We start from the raw sequence: 15,617 nt of genomic DNA on the forward strand, positions 1-15,617 counted from the left end.
ACAGCGGACGGTGTACGCCGTGCCAGGCCGCCGAGCGAGACCGGTTGAGCGCGCCGCCGAAGGTGTCGGCGAGCTTCTGGGAGCACGAGCCCGTGCGACTGGCGCTGGCCGAGCGGCATCTGGGGCGGGTAATCCGGGCGTACCGGTGCCATCCGTACCACGGGCGGGTCGCCTTGCCGCAGTCCGTGGTGGCGGGGTGGCTGGGGATCACGCAGGCGCAACTCAGTCGGGTGGAGAACGGCCCGCCGCTGGTGCACCTGGACCGGCTGGCGCATTGGGCACAGCTGCTGCGGGTACCCACAGAACACCTTTGGTTCCGCCTTCCTGGTCAGTCTTGCTGGACCGATACGAGCCTCATCCCAGACGGCACCGACCGCGCATATGGTGAGGATCTGCCAGCCGAGCAGGGCGGGCGGGCCGCCGCGGCGGTTAGCGTGGAGGAGGCATCAAGCCAAGGGGGTGGCGCTACGGACCGCCGACGATTCAACGTACTGGCCGCGCTCACGGGACTCGCTGCTAGCGGTCACACGTACCTGCTCGCGGGGCCCGCCGAGGTGCCCAGGACAATCGGCATGGAGCAGGTGCAGCTCGCGAGCTCCTTGGTTGATGACCTCCGGCGGGCAGACGCCGTAGCCGGTGCCGACCTCCTCTGCGACGTCGCCATCCAAGTGCACACCAGGCTGTCGGCTTGGGCGGCGCGGGCCAGCTACAGCAGAGAGGTCGGCGACGCGCTCCAAAGCGCCCTGGCCGATCTTTCCATCGAGGCGGCCTGGCTGGCCATCGACGCCGAACGCCGGTCTGAAGCGAGGCCGTACCTCAATGAGGCGATAGCCCGTGCCCGAATCGCGGATGACCCACGAGTGGAAGTTCGCGCCCTCACGCATCTGTCCCTACTCATCCGCGAGAGCCAACCTGGCGAGTCGTTGCACTGCGCCGAAGCCGCTTTACGGGTATCCGCCGGTTGGGCTACACCTCGACTCACCACGTTGCTGCACCTGCGCAGGGCGCACGCTTACGCCGTGCTCAGGGATGCCAGTGGATTCAGTCGCGAGATGACCAAGGCGCGCCGGGAGTTGGACCGGGGCACTCACGAGGATGACCAGGGTTTCGTCCACTTCGTGAACCACCAAGAGTTGATCGGGATCGAAGGGCTCTCCTATCTGGCCCTCGACAGACCCGAGCGCGCTGTTCAGTCGTTACGCTCGATCACCGACAACCCGTCACCTGGCCATCGACGGAACCAGGTCTACTACTCGGTGCGGCTCTCAGAGGCGGCATACCGATCGGGCGACGTCAACGAGGCGGCACGTATCGCTCTGGATGTCCTGCCTGCCGTGGGCCAGATCAGCTCAAAGCGAGTGAGCCAGCATCTCGCGCAGGTGCGCGAAAGTCTGGCGACGCCACGGCAGGCGACCACGACGACCCGCCAGTTCGCCGACGCCTACGACCAGGCGGTGAGCCTGTGATCGAGGGCCTGCAACTTCGTCATCACAGCGCCGACGAGGCTAAGGAAATCCTCGATCAGCTCGTGGGCCTCTACCTGGAGGTCTACGCGGGTGGCGGCGAGTTCTACAGCGAGGACCGCTACCGGCGTCAGCTCGACCTCCACATGCAGAGAGCTCGGTGGGAACTGGTCACCGCTTCAATTGGCGGGGAATTGATCGGCTACATCTATGGGTTTCCATTACCCCCGCAGACACGGTGGTGGGATGGAATCCACGAGCCTGTGCCGCCCGGGTTCACCGAAGAGGACGGTACGCGCACCTTCGCGCTCAGCGAACTGCTAGTGCACCCCGCCCGACGACGCCAGGGCGTCGCTAGAGCATTGCATGACGATCTAGTCGCCAGCCGGACTGAGCAGCGGTCAACGCTGTTGGCCCGTCCCGACAATGTCGAAGCTCAGACGGCGTACCGGTCCTGGGGTTGGATAAAGATTACCAAGCTGCAGCCAAACTGGGAGCATTCGCCAGTTTTCGACATCTTGATTAGTGCTCGCAGGAACCCACCGTCATCCAATTGACTTGTTGCGGCCGAGCATTTCGACGGGGCGCGGTTAAGGTATCGATTAAGTCAAGTCAGACGATGCAGCGGCAACAGCATTGACCGCTCAGCTGGACTACATCGACACCCTCAACCCTCAGGCGCCCCCACGCCAAATTAGACAATTGGGGCCAACTGAAAGCCGCGACATTGCGGTATCCATGCCCAAGTCGGCCACGCCTCCGATCACCAGTCTTTACTTTTCGTTCGCAGGCAGCGCCTTACCGCGCTCAAGGCGCAACACCCCTTGTGATCCATGACGCCATCCGTCGATTGCGTAAGCGTAGTTCACCTCTTCGCGATAGATCTGGACCCCTGGAGGTCCCACAGTGGCTTGCCATCCAATCGGCAGGGCGGCGACAACCTGCCGAAGATGGGACATCAGCGGAGTAGCGCCAGCCTCAAGCACCACCTCTCGGTCGACGTAGTCGGCGACACTGGCCTTGTTTTCCGCACTGCCGCTACCCTCCGTTGCGAATCGAAATAGATCGAAGGGAACAGCAGACTTGAGTGCGTCGAGGGCGCTCCTTACGGCCATCGGTCGACCCGCGCCGGTGACCTCAATTTTAATAGAATGGTCGACAGGTCGATCAAGAAACCACTTTCCTGGCTTACCTAAAGAACGACCGTGCCCGACATCCTTAGGCGCGAATCCTTGATCAATATTCCAAGGCGCCAGGCCCTCGCGTCGATACTTTTTAATCAAGACGGACTCTGGAGAGGCTGCGTCGACGAACTTGTCGACATAGAGGCACCTGAAAGCCATGTCGTCGATCCTGATGCCAAGCCTTCCCATGCAGCGACGCCGGTGCTGATTCAACCTACTTCGTAGGCTTTCTTGCGACTTACCAATGTATACGGGCTTGCCAGCGTGGAATAACTGATAAACTCCATGTTCCGATCGCAGACTGGAAAGATTACCCTCCGTCAGCGGCACAGATTTTAGAGCGTCCAACGCTTGAGGGAGTTGGTCCAACAATGCTGCGTGCAGGTCGATCGCGAATACATTCGCATACGGCTTGATCTCCCCGCGGGGACGTTGCAGCGGAGGCATCACGAAGCGCCGGCGTCAGTACTGCAAGAAAGCGCCAACTTCTCATCATCGACCACTGGCCATCCCATCGGATTGAAACTGATCTGCTGCGGCAGCATTGCTGCTCCGAGGCCGCCGCCCGTGGTCACACAGACTCGGTGGTTCCCGGCGCACCTCGAGGCAGGCTCCCTCAGCGACGCTACCAAGTCTCAGTTGCCTCGGGCCGGCAGCCAACCTAATCCACCTTCGACGCGTCGCACAGCACCGGCGCCGCCTCGAAGCACCCTCTGACCGGCGGCATGGACAGCCTGCGGCACCGTGACGGCATTCGCCCGCCACAAGGAGCGAGAGCTGGTTCGAGATGTTGGGATACGTGATGTTATGGGTGAGCGGTTAGGCTTGCAAAGACCAACGTGTCACAATGCGATACGCGGAGTGTTAGATCCCCGGAGGTGGCGGTGGCAGACGGATGGGCGGCTGAGTTTCGACTCAGCATTACCCAGGCACTCGCCGACCAGTTAGAGACCACCCTGCAACCGCTCAAGCCGGCTCCCCTGACGGCAGACCACCTGTCCGCAGTTTTGGGGCGCCCTGGAGTCTATACGTTGTTCTTCAGAGACCAACGCGTCTATGTCGGCAAGGCCGCAAAATCACTACAGGACCGGTTAACCCAGCACCTCCGCAAGCTGTCCGGTCGGGTCGGCCTTAGCTCCAACACGGTTCGATTCGTGTGCGTCTACGTCGACGAGGACCTCGACGCCGCCGCGCCCGAAAAGTTGCTCATCAAAAAGTATCGGAAACACGACAGCATTCCTTGGAATACCAATGGGTTCGGCAACAAGGACCCTGGGCGCAATCGTGATACGAGCATCGTCAAGGCAATGCACTTCGATGCCACCTATCCCATCGACCTTAACTATGAATGTCGATTGCAGTCTGGAAACAAACCCCTTGCGGCGGTCCTGGAAGCCGCCAAGGGGCAATTGCCATACCTCCTAAGATTCGACAACAGCGGGGCTGCCAAGACGATCTATCGCGATGCCTCCTTGACGATCCCGGGCCGGTCCATAGCCGCCAGGGATCTCGCGCACCAGATCGTCGCTGCTCTACCCCTTGGATGGCAGCTGACTGCGTTGCCTGGTTACCTCATCCTGTATCAAGAGGGTCGACGGTACGAGAGTGCGCTTGGGTGGTGGAGACGCGAGCCGGATGGTCGCGTCCTTTACACCCTGGGGCCTCGTCAATTCGCAGCTGGTGCAGTGGACACGGAGGCCGCCGACCCTGACGCCAATGAGGGTGCGTCACTTTTCGAACTCGACATTTGGCATCACCACGAGAGCGCCGGGCCAAATGCCACATCAACGACTTCAATATCACCCCATTGAGGTATGGACGCACTTGCAACGACAAGAATGCCTGCTGTCGAGATCCTCGTTGATGGCCAGCCGCTACCTCATGGCAGTAACGGCGATCGGGGCAGCCCGCGAACGCCCTTCGGCTCAGCTTGGCCTACCGCGCGATCAATAGGTGGCCGCGCTCTTGAACACCGCTTCGTGGCGGCACCGCGCTCTCGCTAGCACTATCCGGCGACTTCCGCAGTCTCCGCCCTCGACCAGCAGGCGCGAAGCCGTCGTCTACTTAGAGCGGACGCCGTTCACTGTGAGGCACTTAAGAGTGGTCAGACAGGGTGGGGTTGCCGAGCAGGGGTCGTCCCACGAACTGCACCTTCAACCTGTTCCGCAGCCGCCTCGGGATCCTCGTGCTCCCAAACTCTGATTACGGACCAGCCAGCGTCAGCAAGCAATCGATTTGTCTCCCAGTCCCGAGCACGATTCCCCTCAATCTTCTCTCGCCAGAACCGGTCGTTGATGCGGGCGGGTCGGTAGTGATCGGGGCATCCGTGCCAGTAGCAACCGTCGACGAAAACGGCGACACGGGCAGCAGGGAACACAATGTCAGCGGTACGACGCAGATCACGCAGCGGCCTAGCGCCCACCCGGTAGCGCAGACCTCTCTTGTGCAGAAGCGAGCGTAACCTTCGTTCAGGATTGGTATCACGGCTCTTGTTAGCCCGCATGGCGGCTCGCACGCCCGGGTTCTTCGCCCACGACGTCTCTTCAGCTTCTGGGACGGAGAGAAGGTCTCTGGCCCTTGCCAGGCGCCAGCCCTCGGCCAGGTTCTCGGCTCGACTAGCGTATTCGACCTCGCCGAGGTAGCGGGTGGGCGACCGCCCCTTGTCGGACCAGCGTAGATAGGCCCGGATACGGCGAGTCCGGGGCAGCAGTTTGAGTTCGACGGAGGCGCGAGCCCGCCTGTCGTCGTCGAGCTGAACCCAACGCCGGTCGGGCCCGCCGGCAGCGCGGTCCTGCTCAAGCGACGCTGCTCTCCTGGTACGTCCTTGCCGCCCCTTCCATGCCCTCTGATCCGGGGGCTTGTCCGCCCAGCGACTGTCGAACCGCGCCGCAGTCGAAGTCACCGCTGGCTCTCTGCCTCTTCGAGTGCCGCAGCGATAGCTTGGGCGAAGAACTCGCCAAGCGCGACGGGCACCGCGTTGCCGAGCTGACGCATCTGCTCCCCTCGGGGACCAGCAAGCCTCCAGTGATCGGGGAACGTCATGACTCGTGCCGTCTCCCGTACCGTCATATACCGATGCCGGTAGGGATACGGTGAGCCTTCGAGAGGCTCGGGCAGAAGCTCGTCGGTCAACAGCACGGACTCGCCGCCCGGCACTCCATGTACTCCGGCCTTGACGGTCTTGGCCGGCCGGTCGAGTTCATTGGGTGTATGGCCAGCGTAGATGCGCGCAGCCGGCCAACCGATGTGGTCAGTAACCCCCCCAAGGTTGTACTCTCGCCGGTCAAGCCGGTCCCATGGGACGGCGGGAAGGGAAGGCTGGCCGTTGAGTCCCTTGAGGGCATCCCGCAATGTGCGCCACGGCTGCAGGCCATCGTCGCTGGGAGGGGTGGTCGGCAGGCGGGACATGACACGTCGACGCACGTGATCAGGTACGTCGGGATGTCTCGTCCAGTAGGTGCCGTCCAGCATCGATCGGATCAACGCCGCTTCCGAATGTTGTGGCCGCACTGCGTCCTCAAAGCGATCGATGTCGACTCCGAGATCCGACCGGAACGCCACCATGATGATCCTGTTGCGGATCTGTGGAACGCCGTAGTCAGCGGCATTGACTTTGGTGGTGATGACCTGATACCGCCGCTTGGGGTCTGACGGCTCCTCAAGGAGGCGTGCCCTCAACACCTCATCATGGTCACGCCACGTGGCGCCATCGTCGCGCTCTTCGAACGGGAGCTCCAACTCACGCTTGATGTACTCGAAGTACGGTCTGAACGACGGACGCAGCAATCCGCGGACGTTCTCACAGATGACTGCCTTGGGCTGGATCTGACGGATCGCACGGAACATCTCGGGAAACATGTTTCGCTTGTCCTCGTCACCCCGCGCGACGCCGCCCAAGCTGAACGGCTGGCAGGGCGGCCCCCCGGCAAGTAGATCCACGCGGTCCCACAGGTAGCCAAACTCGACCCGGGACACATCACCCTCGACCAGGGGCCACCGTTCACCGGCTGAGGGAATTCGCTCGTCCTCACCTCTCGGATCAGCCATGTTTGTCTTGAGCGTGTCGCACGCGTACTTCATCAGCTCGTTGACCAGCAGGGGCCGGAAACCTGCTCGATGCACGGCCATGGCCAATCCACCGCCACCAGCGAACAACTCTACCGAGGTGCGGTCACTGACTGGCTTCACTGGCAGCTCAAGCATCGGAGAAGCATACCGCGGAGTTGTGGATCTTCGAGATGGACACGCTCAACGCCAAGGCGGCCGGGTAGGGGATCGTATCGAGCGGTCGCGTTCGCAAGTCGAAACGAACCAACGCCGATCACTGGCCCTCGAGTCGGCCGGTCGGGGCCGGTGTGGTTTCGTTACGCGATCCTTCAGGAGGAGCGATGGCAACGTGGCAGCTCGGTCCTTTCGACAACGACGACGCGGTCGAGTGGTGCGGCAGACTAGAAAACACCGCGCCTGGGCAGCGGGAGGCCGTTGTCCGTCGCACTCTCGATCGAGCTGTCGTGGCGGGGCCTTCCCTAGCTCCCGAGGACGCCGCTCAAGCCATCGCGGCAGCCGCAACGGTCCTCCAGTCAACCGCTGGCACCTCAGCATCCGACTCCGCATACGCCCCGCGCTTTCTTCTCGGCCGCGAAGACATTCAGGTGACACCACCGCTACGTAGCCTGGCAACGCGAGCACTGGACGCAGTACTCGCGCACGGCTCGGCGTGGCGCCTACGATGGGCCGACGACGTCGAAGAGGAAGAGGCGTTCGGCGTCATTGAGGAGCTTCGCAACAGGCTCGCCTCGGCTACGCCATGACTCGCAACACTCGCGGCGCCATTTGCGCTTCCGTCAAGCCCAGGTGCGGCCCGGCATTGACCTGAATGTGACTCATGTCGCTTCCGGCACTGGCGCAAGGCGCAGGCCCGGACGGCTGAAGTGCCGGTAGGCGACCCTCCACGGCCCACACCTGCGATCGCCGTCAGGGCAGCCAATCGGACATGAGCGCTATCCTGAGTGCGGCGTTTGGGTGTGGCGCCCTTCGCCGGCACGAGCCCGGGCCAGCGATGGCCCGGGCTCGCTGCCGTCGGCAGGCCCAAAATGCGCAACTTCACTGGGTCGCGACATCGCTTGACGGGTGTGACCCCCGGGTTACTCCGTGTGCCAACCTCCCCATCTGACGTCTCTGCCGCGGCCGGCACCACGCAGCGCACCGTCCGCCTGGATCGCTTTTCAAGCGGACGGCGACCAGGGGTCAGTTCTGCGAAGGCCCGGCAAACGGTGCGGCGATTTCATTGGGTCGGTGCTGATCCGGGACGATTACCTCTGACGGAGCGCCTGCGGTTGAGTCTGCCTCGGCCTCAACAATCAAGCCGATAGCTCGCTTGACGTTCCGAACAGCAGCCGACACTGGACCGCGATTGGTGGCAATCTTGCCGTGCTTACCGTCTGGAACGACAATGTTATTGGCCCAGATTTTCGCGCTGCGCTGCCAGTCAATCTCCGTCGCCAGCTTGCGGTAGTAGGCCGCACGCTGCTCAGGGTCGGTGGTCTGCCGGTTAATCTCGTACACTACCGTGCCGATGACGTTGATGCCGGTCGCGGTCAGGTTCACATACTTCTCGCGTAGGGCGACAATCTTGTCCGCGCCGCTGCCAGAGGTCGGCAGCTGTGCAATCTCGGACCACGGCTGCATCAACTCGGTCAGCGCACTGAGCATGATCAGCGTCTCGGTGACAAACTCGTCGCGCTGCTCCTGGGTCGCCAATCGGGTGGCGGCCATCCGGCTGAGCGTGTCCTCAGCAAGCGCGTAGTCGCCGAATAGTAGACCCTTGACCATGCCACGGATCTGGTTGAGCAAGAACAGCTTCTGGCTAGCCTTTGGCAAGGTCTTGCCCACCTCGTCAATGCGCCCATGTAGCAACTTTGACTCGTCGGTGATACGTGCGAGAACTTGGTTGACCGGCTCGCGCGTGTTGTATACAGCGAGAAGGCTGGCGGGGATTTGCTTAGTTTGCGCCGCGTCGGCGAAATCCTGCTGAATACGGGTGCGGTTGCTCTCGATGACGATGAGGACCGCCAATCCATCCTCGGCCAACTTGGAATTGTCGGACAGCGCGCCAGGCACGTGAGACCTGCCCTGCGGGTAGCCCGCCAGCGCCGCAAGTCTGTGCTGGCCGTCGGTAACGTGGAACCGTGTGCCGTCGTGGACAACGATGTAACCAAGTCTAGTTGGAGCACCGGAAGCTTTTTGCACGTGGAGACTGGGCATGCTATCCGTATTGAGCGTAACCGGTGGGAGGATGTAGTCCTCGGGGTTTGCCAACAGATACTGATGGATGCTTCTCGCGTGCTCCGGGATCAGTGGCCGGTTGGTGCGCTCGCGCGGGCTGCCGCTCTTCTCCGCACTGTCACTGACAACATGCCGGCGTATGAACAGCAGCGGGAAGCTAGTCGAAACCATCGTCCTCCTGCCCTGTTTGAACACGACGCACGGGAAGATCCGGCCACCGACAGCACCGGCCTCTCGGACCGCGTTGGAGAAGGCCTCGACAATGTCAGCGTGCTCGGTGGGTTGGAACTCGTCACTGGAGTAGTCGGCCATCTCGTCGGCCCCCAAATTGGGATCATGATCTACGTTGATCGACATCATTCAGTCTCTCCTCATTGGCATTGCGGGTGTGGCGCCCTCTTGCGGGCCACTGTAGACCCATCATCGAACCGACGTCAACGCAATCTGTCATCGTTTTCTTACACTGGATTCCACGCCAGTCAACGTTGAGGGTCCTGTTTGGCGCGTCTGTCGAACGGGCGCCCACGCTCGAAACGTTGATATATGCACGTCGAAGCCCAGTCGTTGACGTACAAGCTCTGGGTCGCACATGTGTGCTATTTTTTGTCGCTCTCGGTGCGCTTTGAGCGGGGCGGATAGACCTTCACGGTGCAACAACGCCATGAGGACCTAAGGGCCTTTGCCGGTCTCGCCCAGGGTTAAGTTCCACGGTCTGGCTAACCATGGCCCTAGACATTTGTGATCCCCCACCTCGGCAACCATCGACCTGAAAAGCTCTACACTCGCCAAGCGACCTGAGACGCATCGGTCTGAATGCAGCCACGCCATGCTCGGTAGTAACGGCCCTGTTTGAGGGGGTTGTAAGGCTCCGGGCTTAACGGCCTGCGCCTGGGTGAGCTGCACGTGCCCCGGTCTGGCGTGAGTACCACCCGAGGTACCTCGCGCGTTCGTCGCGACCCGGACGGCAACAACGTCGAGGCCGTCCGTCACGTCCCCGAGTGATCGCGCGTTAGGTTGAAGACCATGGAGCAGCGGATCAGCCTGATCACCCTCGGCGTCAACGACGTAGCCCGCGCGAAGGCGTTCTACGAGCAGCTCGGCTGGCAGGGCCAGGAGGTCGAGGAGACGGTCTTCATCCAGGCCGGCGGCCTGGCCCTCGTCCTCTGGGGCCGAGACAAGCTGGCCGCCGACGCCGGCATCAATGATCCCGGCAGCACCGGCTTCGGTGGAATGACCCTCGCCCAGAACGTCCGCTCCCAGGCCGAGGTCGACGAGGTGATTGCCACGGCGACCAAGGCTGGCGCGACGGTGACCAAGCCGGCCCGGGAGACCTTCTACGGCGGCTACGCCGGCTACTTCGCCGACCCGGACGGTCACCTCTGGGAGATCGCCTGGAACCCCGGCTTCACCCTCGCGGAGGACGGCACCCTCACCGTCCCTGACTTCAGCGCCATGAACTGAGGCGCCACGAACTGAGCCCCGCAGGAAATAAGACCCTGGTCAGGGTGCCGGAGACGGGCAGAGCAGCGGGTCCAGCAACGGCAGTTGAAGAGGGTCCAGGCAGACCGCCAGCAGCTCGGGACCCGGCGAAGGCGTCGCCGTAACAGTCGGGATCGGCGTCGGCGAGGCCGACGCGACGGGCGGAGTCGGCAGGGCCGACGCGGTCGGGTGCGTAGTGGGGACCGGACCAGGCGTCGGCACCGGACTGGCGGACGGTGCGGGAGCGGCGGACGGCGGAGCAGTCGGCGGCAAGGCCACCACGACAGCAGGTTCCGCCACTGTAGAGACAGCCGACGGCCGGACGGTCGGGACATTCGGCGGGCTCCACACGGCACTGTCGGCCGAACCGACCCGTGACCTGGGTGCCGCTGGCCCGACGGGACCGATCGGAACGAGGAGCACCCCGGCCCGAGAGGCGTCCAAGGCGACGATCTCCGCCGAGGGCACCGGCCCGCGAGGACCCCACGCGCCAGGACCCAGAGCGCCCGGGCCGAGCGTCACGAACACCACGGCCGCGACGGCGGCAGCGCCGAGCGCCCGCCGGTCGGGGCGTACCGCCGTCAGCGGTGCGTCGTCGGGGTCCACCAACGAAAGGGGCGCAGGCGGGGCGGCCCGGTGCGCGGCCAGCAGAGCGTCGACCTGCGCGATGACGGCGCGGCGATCGTCGGCAGCCGCGAGGGTGAGATAGAAGCGGAAGTTCACCACGGCGTTGGCCGGGGCCAGCAGCCCTTGCAGTCGACCGCGGTCGGGCAGCAGGGTGACCGGTACGTCGGGGTGGTGGGCGGGGCCGACCAGGTCCGTGTACCGCCACTCGCGGCGGTGCTCACGGCCGCCGAAGACAACCCGTCGGCTGGTCACCACGGCCATGCCGGAGTCGACGACACGCAGGCCCGCCGGCACGGCTTCGGAAGAAGTCTCGGCGAAGGAGCAGAAGCCGTCCGGCCTGGGCAGGCCGGGGATGTGCCGGGCCTCGGCCTCGACGAGCTGGGCGACGGGGAGGACACGGAAGACGAGTTCGTCGTCGTCGAGCTCCACCGGTAGGCCGGTACGGGGCTGCGTACACCCGAGGAAGCTGGCGGCTTCGATGCGGAGTCGGGCCAGGTGGTCGTCGCGGTGCCGCCAGGCGTCGGTGGCGTCGCGGTACGCGCGCTGCCGCCGCTCGTTCTCGCGCTCGGCCCAGGCGATCCGCCAAGGGGAAGATGCCAGTGAAGTCACGGTCACACGCGGTACAACCGCTCACGTACGTGACAGGCAACGCGGGCTGGATCGATGCATCCCGTTGCGCCCGAAAGGAGAAAATTGACGGGCACCGAAGCCCCCGTTGCCGGGCTAGCCTGCGCGTGATCCCCACAGCGGAGGAGTTTCCTGGTGCTCGATGACATGCGCGTGCTGCGGGCGGCGGTACGCGACTATCGCCTGGCGGCGACGGCCGCCGGCCTCGACTGGCCGGACTACGGCGAGTCGCCGGCCGGGCAGCCACCGGAGGTGGTCTACCGGATCTTCGGCGTGGAGCGCATCGCCGAGCAGTTGACCTGGTTACAGGCACAGCCATGGCCCGACCGGCAGGTGCTGCCCGACGTGGGGTGGCGGATGCCATGGCCGGAGGACGGTGACGCGCTGCACTATCTGGGGTTGTCGATCGGCACGCCGTTCCCCTGGCGGCACCAACTGCCCCTGTTCTTCTTCGATGTCGTTCTCTACACGTTCGTGCTGGCCGGCGACCACGAGGGTGAGATCTGGCGCTACGAGATCTCACCTGACGCCTGGGACTCGGTTCGTGCCGCCACCAGCCTGGCCACGCTCTTCGATCAGTGGACCAGGGGAATCGCCGCCGGGGTGGTCGTCTACGACGAGCAGAGCAAGTGGCTCCTGGTCCGCGACCTGGGCTCCGCTCCCGACCTCGACCCGCTGGCCTTCCCGGTGGCCCCGCTGGAGGAGACGCTGCTGCGAGCGCGGCAGCGCGAGTGCGGGGTCGACATGGCCATCGTCGAGGACGGCTTCACGTACACCGAGGAGTTGTCCGACGCCATCGACGCCGCCAAGGCGTCGATCGGCGCGTAGTCCGTGCCGACGGCTGTCCGGGTGGGAACCCGAACAGCCGCCGGCCAAGCCGGACGCTACGAGGCCGAGGCGATGACTACGGGCGCAGCGAGGTGAAGAACTCCCTCAGCTCACCGGCGAGCAGGTCCGGCTCCTCAAGTGGCATGAAGTGCCCGCCCCGGCCCGGTTCGCTCCAGTGCCGAATGTCGGTACAGGCCCGCTCCGCGATCGAGCGAGGGAAGTTTGCCTGCGAGGGTTCGGTGCTCACCGTGAACGCGGCGGGCACGGTGATGTCGGGTCGTGGGGTGTTGTGGTCGAAGTCGGCGTACTGCCGGAACGACGAGCCGATCGTGCCGGTCACCCAGTAGAGCGTGATGACGGTGAGCAGGGTGTCCCGGTCGATGCTGTTCGCCAGGTCGCCGTGGTTGTCGCTCCAGTCCCGGTACTTGTCGACGATCCACGCGGCCAGCCCGGCGGGTGAGTCGGCCAGCGCCGCCGCCAGGGTGTCCGGGCGGGTGCCCATGATGGCGCTGTAGCCGCCGTCGGTCTCGTCGTACGCGGCGTCGGCGTCCAGGAACGCCTGCTCGGCCGGCGACAACGGACGGGCGTCGAAGCTGGCCGGGAACGGTGGATGGATCATGTGGATGCCGGCCACCTGCTCCGGGTACAGGGCACCGAGCCAGCTGGTGACCACTCCACCGACGTCGCCGCCGAAGGCACCGTAGCGCTGGTAGCCGAGCACGTCGGTCATCAGCTCGTGCAGGGTCCGAGCCAGCAGCGCCCGGGTCACCGGCTCGTTCGGCGCCTCCGAGAAACCGAAGCCGGGCAGTGAGGGCACCACCACGTCGAACGCGCCGCCGGGCCGGTCGGGGTCGGTCAGTCGGTCGACCAGCGGCAGCATCTCGACGAAGCTGCTGGGCCAGCCGTGGCTGAGGATCAACGGCAACGGCGCGGGCGCGCCGGCCGGGCGCGCGGCCCGGACGTGCAGGAAGTGCAGCTTCCGGCCGCCGACGAGGGCCAGGTGCTGGGGGTACGCGTTGAGCCCGGCTTCGCGAGCCCGCCAGTCGAAGCCGTCGTGCCAGTAGGACACCAGGTCCCGCAGGTAGTCGGGATCGACGCCGCCCTGCCACGGTTGGGTGCCGCTGCGGTCGGTGAAGCGGGTACGGGCCAGTCGAGCCCGCAGGTCGTCGAGAACCGCATCGGAGACGTCGATGCGGAACGAAGAGACAGACATTGGTCCTCCGGAAAAGGAGGGCGCTCCCCGACGCGAGAGGTCAGCTGAGGGGGACGGCGGAGAGGAGCGCCCAGGAATGACGGTGGATGGTCACCGGGCTCACCTCCTCTCGTGGCTGACGACGATCACCGTACCGGATGGCGGTCAGCCGGCTCGCCGCCGGTACGGCTGCGGGCCGTGGGTCGGGAACCGCGACTGGGTACGCGGCGGGTACGCCTCGCAGTGCTCGGCCCAGTGCTCGGCGGCGGTGGCCAGGGCGTCCGCGGAGACGGTGAGGATCAGCGGGTAGAGCGCGCTGGACGGGCGGCGCATCCACGGTGGCAGTGACTCCGCGGAGAACTCCACGATCAGCTCCAGCCGGCGGCGGCGCAGCACCCGGCTGCGCAGGGCCAGGTTGGGTTCGGTGAAGCGGACCATCGCCGGTGGTGCGCTCAGCCCGAGGGCGGCGGTGGCCTGCCCGTGCAGCCAGCCGCCGAGCGCGCGGGCCTCCTCCACCATGAGGCTCGGGTAGTGGTGCGACCAGGTCTGACCGTCGGCGGTGCGGGCGTCCACCTCGATGAGCAGCCAGTCGTGCCAGCCGGGCGTGGCCCCGTCGAGGTCGTCGGGCGGGTCGATGCCGGGCTGGTAGCCGACGGGGCGGACCCGCACCCGAGCGCCATCGTCAGACCGGATCTCCACTCGATCATTCTGGCCGAGCGAAGCGGACTTAAGGCCCCGAATCGGTCACTTCGTGATGGTTCGTCGCACGCCGCGGTGCTCCGCGCAGGCCTTGGACCGGCCGCCGGCCAGGCTGACCGAACCGTCGCGGCACTGCACGAGGTAACCGCGTCCGGCCCAGAACTGCGGTACGCAGTCGAACCAGTCGCACACCTCGGCGGCCGGCTTACGGATCCGCGTGCCGCCACAGAAGCCGTACCCCAGCGGGTTCTCCGGTGCCCCGCAGTGCGGGCCCTGGGTCGCGCTGGGTGAGGGGCGTGGTGACTTTGTCGGCTTCGGCGGCGGGTTCTTCAGCGCGAGCGCCGGGCCGGCCGGGCGGACCAGCGCCGGTGCCACGCTGGTGGTGGGCGCCGGGGTGGCTGCGGCGGCGACCTCCGCGCCACCGGTCGGGTCGGACGGGTCCGACTCCATCAGCGCCGCCGGCACCAGCAGCGCGATGGCCGCCGCCACCGCGATGGTCCTGCGGCCACCGGGCACGAACGACGACAGTCGGGCCTGCCCGGGGGTGGCCGCGGCCGGCCGGAACGGCTTGAGCTGGGCGTGCTCGGCGATCAGCTCGTCGAGTTGGGCGATCACCGCGGCGCGCTGTTCGATCGCGTCGGCGAAGGCCAGCGTGAGCTTGAACCGGAAGTCCGGCGCGGCGTCGTTGGGCAGCAACAACCCGGAGGTACGCCGCCGGTCCAGCACCTGGATCAGGGTGACCGGCGCCGCCGGGTCGTGGGCCAGGCCGGTTATCCGGCCGTACGCCCAGTCGCGCCGGCCCCGACCGCCGAGCAGCACGAGTCGACGGCTGGTGATCACGGCCATGCCGGCGTCGGTGACGCGTACGCCGTCCGGGCGGCGCGGGCGCAGCGGCCCGGTTCCCGGGGCGACAGTGAGGTCCGGCGCGGGCAGCACCGTGGTGTGCCGCACCTCGACCAGTTGCGCGGCGGGTAGTGCCCAGAGCACCACCTCGTCGGCGGCCAGCTCCAACGCCAGTCCAGCGCCGGCGGCCGCCGAGCCCTGGAAGTCGGTGGCCAGGGCGCGCAGCCGCCGTAACTCGTCGTCGCGGCGCCGCCACGCCGCCTCAGCGCCGCGGTACGTGCTGACCCGCCGCACGTTCTGCCGGTGCGCCCACCGGTACCGCCATGTGGAACCCGTCGAATCAGTCTTTGCCACGCCGACTCCTTCGCCGCGCTGGCCACCAATCTGGGG

14 protein-coding genes are annotated in these 15,617 nt (G+C 65.6%); 6 read left to right on the forward strand and 8 right to left on the reverse strand.

The genetic code is table 11. From position 1 onward, the window contains the following. The first annotated feature begins 44 nt into the window (after window positions 1–44). Window positions 45–1,466, forward strand: coding sequence for a helix-turn-helix domain-containing protein (locus ACFYP0_RS06960; RefSeq protein ID WP_386994921.1), 1,422 nt, complete (start codon window positions 45–47; stop codon window positions 1,464–1,466). Then, a complete protein-coding gene (locus ACFYP0_RS06965) occupies window positions 1,463–2,020 on the forward strand; it encodes a GNAT family N-acetyltransferase (RefSeq protein WP_386994924.1) in 558 nt (185 codons plus the stop codon). The genes ACFYP0_RS06960 and ACFYP0_RS06965 overlap by 4 nt, the downstream gene beginning before the upstream one ends. Window positions 2,021–2,236: 216 nt before the next feature. Here ACFYP0_RS06965 and ACFYP0_RS06970 read toward each other — a convergent pair whose 3' ends face one another. After that, window positions 2,237–3,094: a GIY-YIG nuclease family protein gene (locus tag ACFYP0_RS06970; protein WP_386995477.1), complete on the reverse strand. Its 858-nt coding sequence runs from the start codon at window positions 3,092–3,094 to the stop codon at window positions 2,237–2,239. A gap of 431 nt (window positions 3,095–3,525) precedes the next feature. On the opposite strand from ACFYP0_RS06970, the gene ACFYP0_RS06975 reads away from it, so the two are divergent. Continuing rightward, window positions 3,526–4,458, forward strand: a complete 933-nt coding sequence (locus tag ACFYP0_RS06975; RefSeq protein ID WP_386994926.1) for a GIY-YIG nuclease family protein — start codon at window positions 3,526–3,528, stop codon at window positions 4,456–4,458. A gap of 293 nt (window positions 4,459–4,751) precedes the next feature. Here the strand turns inward: ACFYP0_RS06975 and ACFYP0_RS06980 are convergent, their stop codons facing one another. Both ACFYP0_RS06980 and ACFYP0_RS06985 read right to left on the reverse strand, forming a co-directional pair. Further along, window positions 4,752–5,150: a very short patch repair endonuclease gene (locus ACFYP0_RS06980; protein WP_386995479.1), complete on the reverse strand. Its 399-nt coding sequence runs from the start codon at window positions 5,148–5,150 to the stop codon at window positions 4,752–4,754. Window positions 5,151–5,545: 395 nt separating this feature from the next. Continuing rightward, window positions 5,546–6,850, reverse strand: coding sequence for a DNA cytosine methyltransferase (locus ACFYP0_RS06985; protein ID WP_386994928.1), 1,305 nt, complete (start codon window positions 6,848–6,850; stop codon window positions 5,546–5,548). A 185-nt stretch (window positions 6,851–7,035) separates the two neighbouring features. Between ACFYP0_RS06985 and ACFYP0_RS06990 the strand changes: the two genes are divergently transcribed. Further along, on the forward strand, window positions 7,036–7,458 hold the full coding sequence (locus ACFYP0_RS06990; protein WP_386994930.1) for a DUF4259 domain-containing protein: 423 nt from the start codon (window positions 7,036–7,038) through the stop codon (window positions 7,456–7,458). A 436-nt stretch (window positions 7,459–7,894) separates the two neighbouring features. Here the strand turns inward: ACFYP0_RS06990 and ACFYP0_RS06995 are convergent, their stop codons facing one another. Next, window positions 7,895–9,292: a DNA sulfur modification protein DndB gene (locus tag ACFYP0_RS06995; protein WP_386994932.1), complete on the reverse strand. Its 1,398-nt coding sequence runs from the start codon at window positions 9,290–9,292 to the stop codon at window positions 7,895–7,897. Between the two features lie 663 nt (window positions 9,293–9,955). On the opposite strand from ACFYP0_RS06995, the gene ACFYP0_RS07000 reads away from it, so the two are divergent. Continuing rightward, complete coding sequence (locus ACFYP0_RS07000) at window positions 9,956–10,393, forward strand: VOC family protein (RefSeq protein WP_386994934.1); 438 nt, start codon at window positions 9,956–9,958, stop codon at window positions 10,391–10,393. 39 nt (window positions 10,394–10,432) lie between these two features. Here ACFYP0_RS07000 and ACFYP0_RS07005 read toward each other — a convergent pair whose 3' ends face one another. After that, window positions 10,433–11,647 (reverse strand): hypothetical protein, encoded by a 1,215-nt coding sequence (locus ACFYP0_RS07005; protein ID WP_386994936.1) that lies wholly within the window; start codon window positions 11,645–11,647, stop codon window positions 10,433–10,435. Window positions 11,648–11,800: 153 nt separating this feature from the next. Here ACFYP0_RS07005 and ACFYP0_RS07010 point away from each other — a divergent pair, with 153 nt between their 5' ends. Further along, window positions 11,801–12,493, forward strand: a complete 693-nt coding sequence (locus ACFYP0_RS07010) for a hypothetical protein (protein ID WP_386994938.1) — start codon at window positions 11,801–11,803, stop codon at window positions 12,491–12,493. A gap of 76 nt (window positions 12,494–12,569) precedes the next feature. Here ACFYP0_RS07010 and ACFYP0_RS07015 read toward each other — a convergent pair whose 3' ends face one another. The 3 genes from ACFYP0_RS07015 to ACFYP0_RS07025 form a co-directional block, all read right to left on the reverse strand. After that, window positions 12,570–13,706, reverse strand: coding sequence for an epoxide hydrolase family protein (locus ACFYP0_RS07015; protein ID WP_386994940.1), 1,137 nt, complete (start codon window positions 13,704–13,706; stop codon window positions 12,570–12,572). A gap of 144 nt (window positions 13,707–13,850) precedes the next feature. Then, the gene (locus tag ACFYP0_RS07020; protein WP_386994943.1) at window positions 13,851–14,384 is read right to left on the reverse strand and encodes a WapI family immunity protein; all 534 of its coding nucleotides are present in this window, start codon (window positions 14,382–14,384) and stop codon (window positions 13,851–13,853) included. Window positions 14,385–14,429: 45 nt separating this feature from the next. Further along, entirely contained in the window at window positions 14,430–15,581 is a 1,152-nt protein-coding gene (locus tag ACFYP0_RS07025; RefSeq protein WP_386994946.1) for a hypothetical protein, read from the reverse strand. Window positions 15,582–15,617: the final 36 nt, after the last annotated feature.

The sequence above is a fragment of the Micromonospora arida genome, from assembly GCF_042873195.1.
GTDB classification, from domain to species: Bacteria; Actinomycetota; Actinomycetes; order Mycobacteriales; family Micromonosporaceae; genus Micromonospora; species Micromonospora arida.

Excerpts from the sequence above, each read along its gene's own strand:
- ACFYP0_RS06970 (WP_386995477.1), bottom strand. The coding sequence starts at position 3,094 with ATGCCTCCGCTGCAACGTCCCCGCGGGGAGATCAAGCCGTATGCGAAT.
- ACFYP0_RS06980 (WP_386995479.1), bottom strand. The coding sequence starts at position 5,150 with ATGCGGGCTAACAAGAGCCGTGATACCAATCCTGAACGAAGGTTACGC.
- ACFYP0_RS06985 (WP_386994928.1), bottom strand. The coding sequence starts at position 6,850 with ATGCTTGAGCTGCCAGTGAAGCCAGTCAGTGACCGCACCTCGGTAGAG.
- ACFYP0_RS06990 (WP_386994930.1), top strand. The coding sequence starts at position 7,036 with ATGGCAACGTGGCAGCTCGGTCCTTTCGACAACGACGACGCGGTCGAG.
- ACFYP0_RS06995 (WP_386994932.1), bottom strand. The coding sequence starts at position 9,292 with ATGATGTCGATCAACGTAGATCATGATCCCAATTTGGGGGCCGACGAG.
- ACFYP0_RS07000 (WP_386994934.1), top strand. The coding sequence starts at position 9,956 with ATGGAGCAGCGGATCAGCCTGATCACCCTCGGCGTCAACGACGTAGCC.
- ACFYP0_RS07015 (WP_386994940.1), bottom strand. The coding sequence starts at position 13,706 with ATGTCTGTCTCTTCGTTCCGCATCGACGTCTCCGATGCGGTTCTCGAC.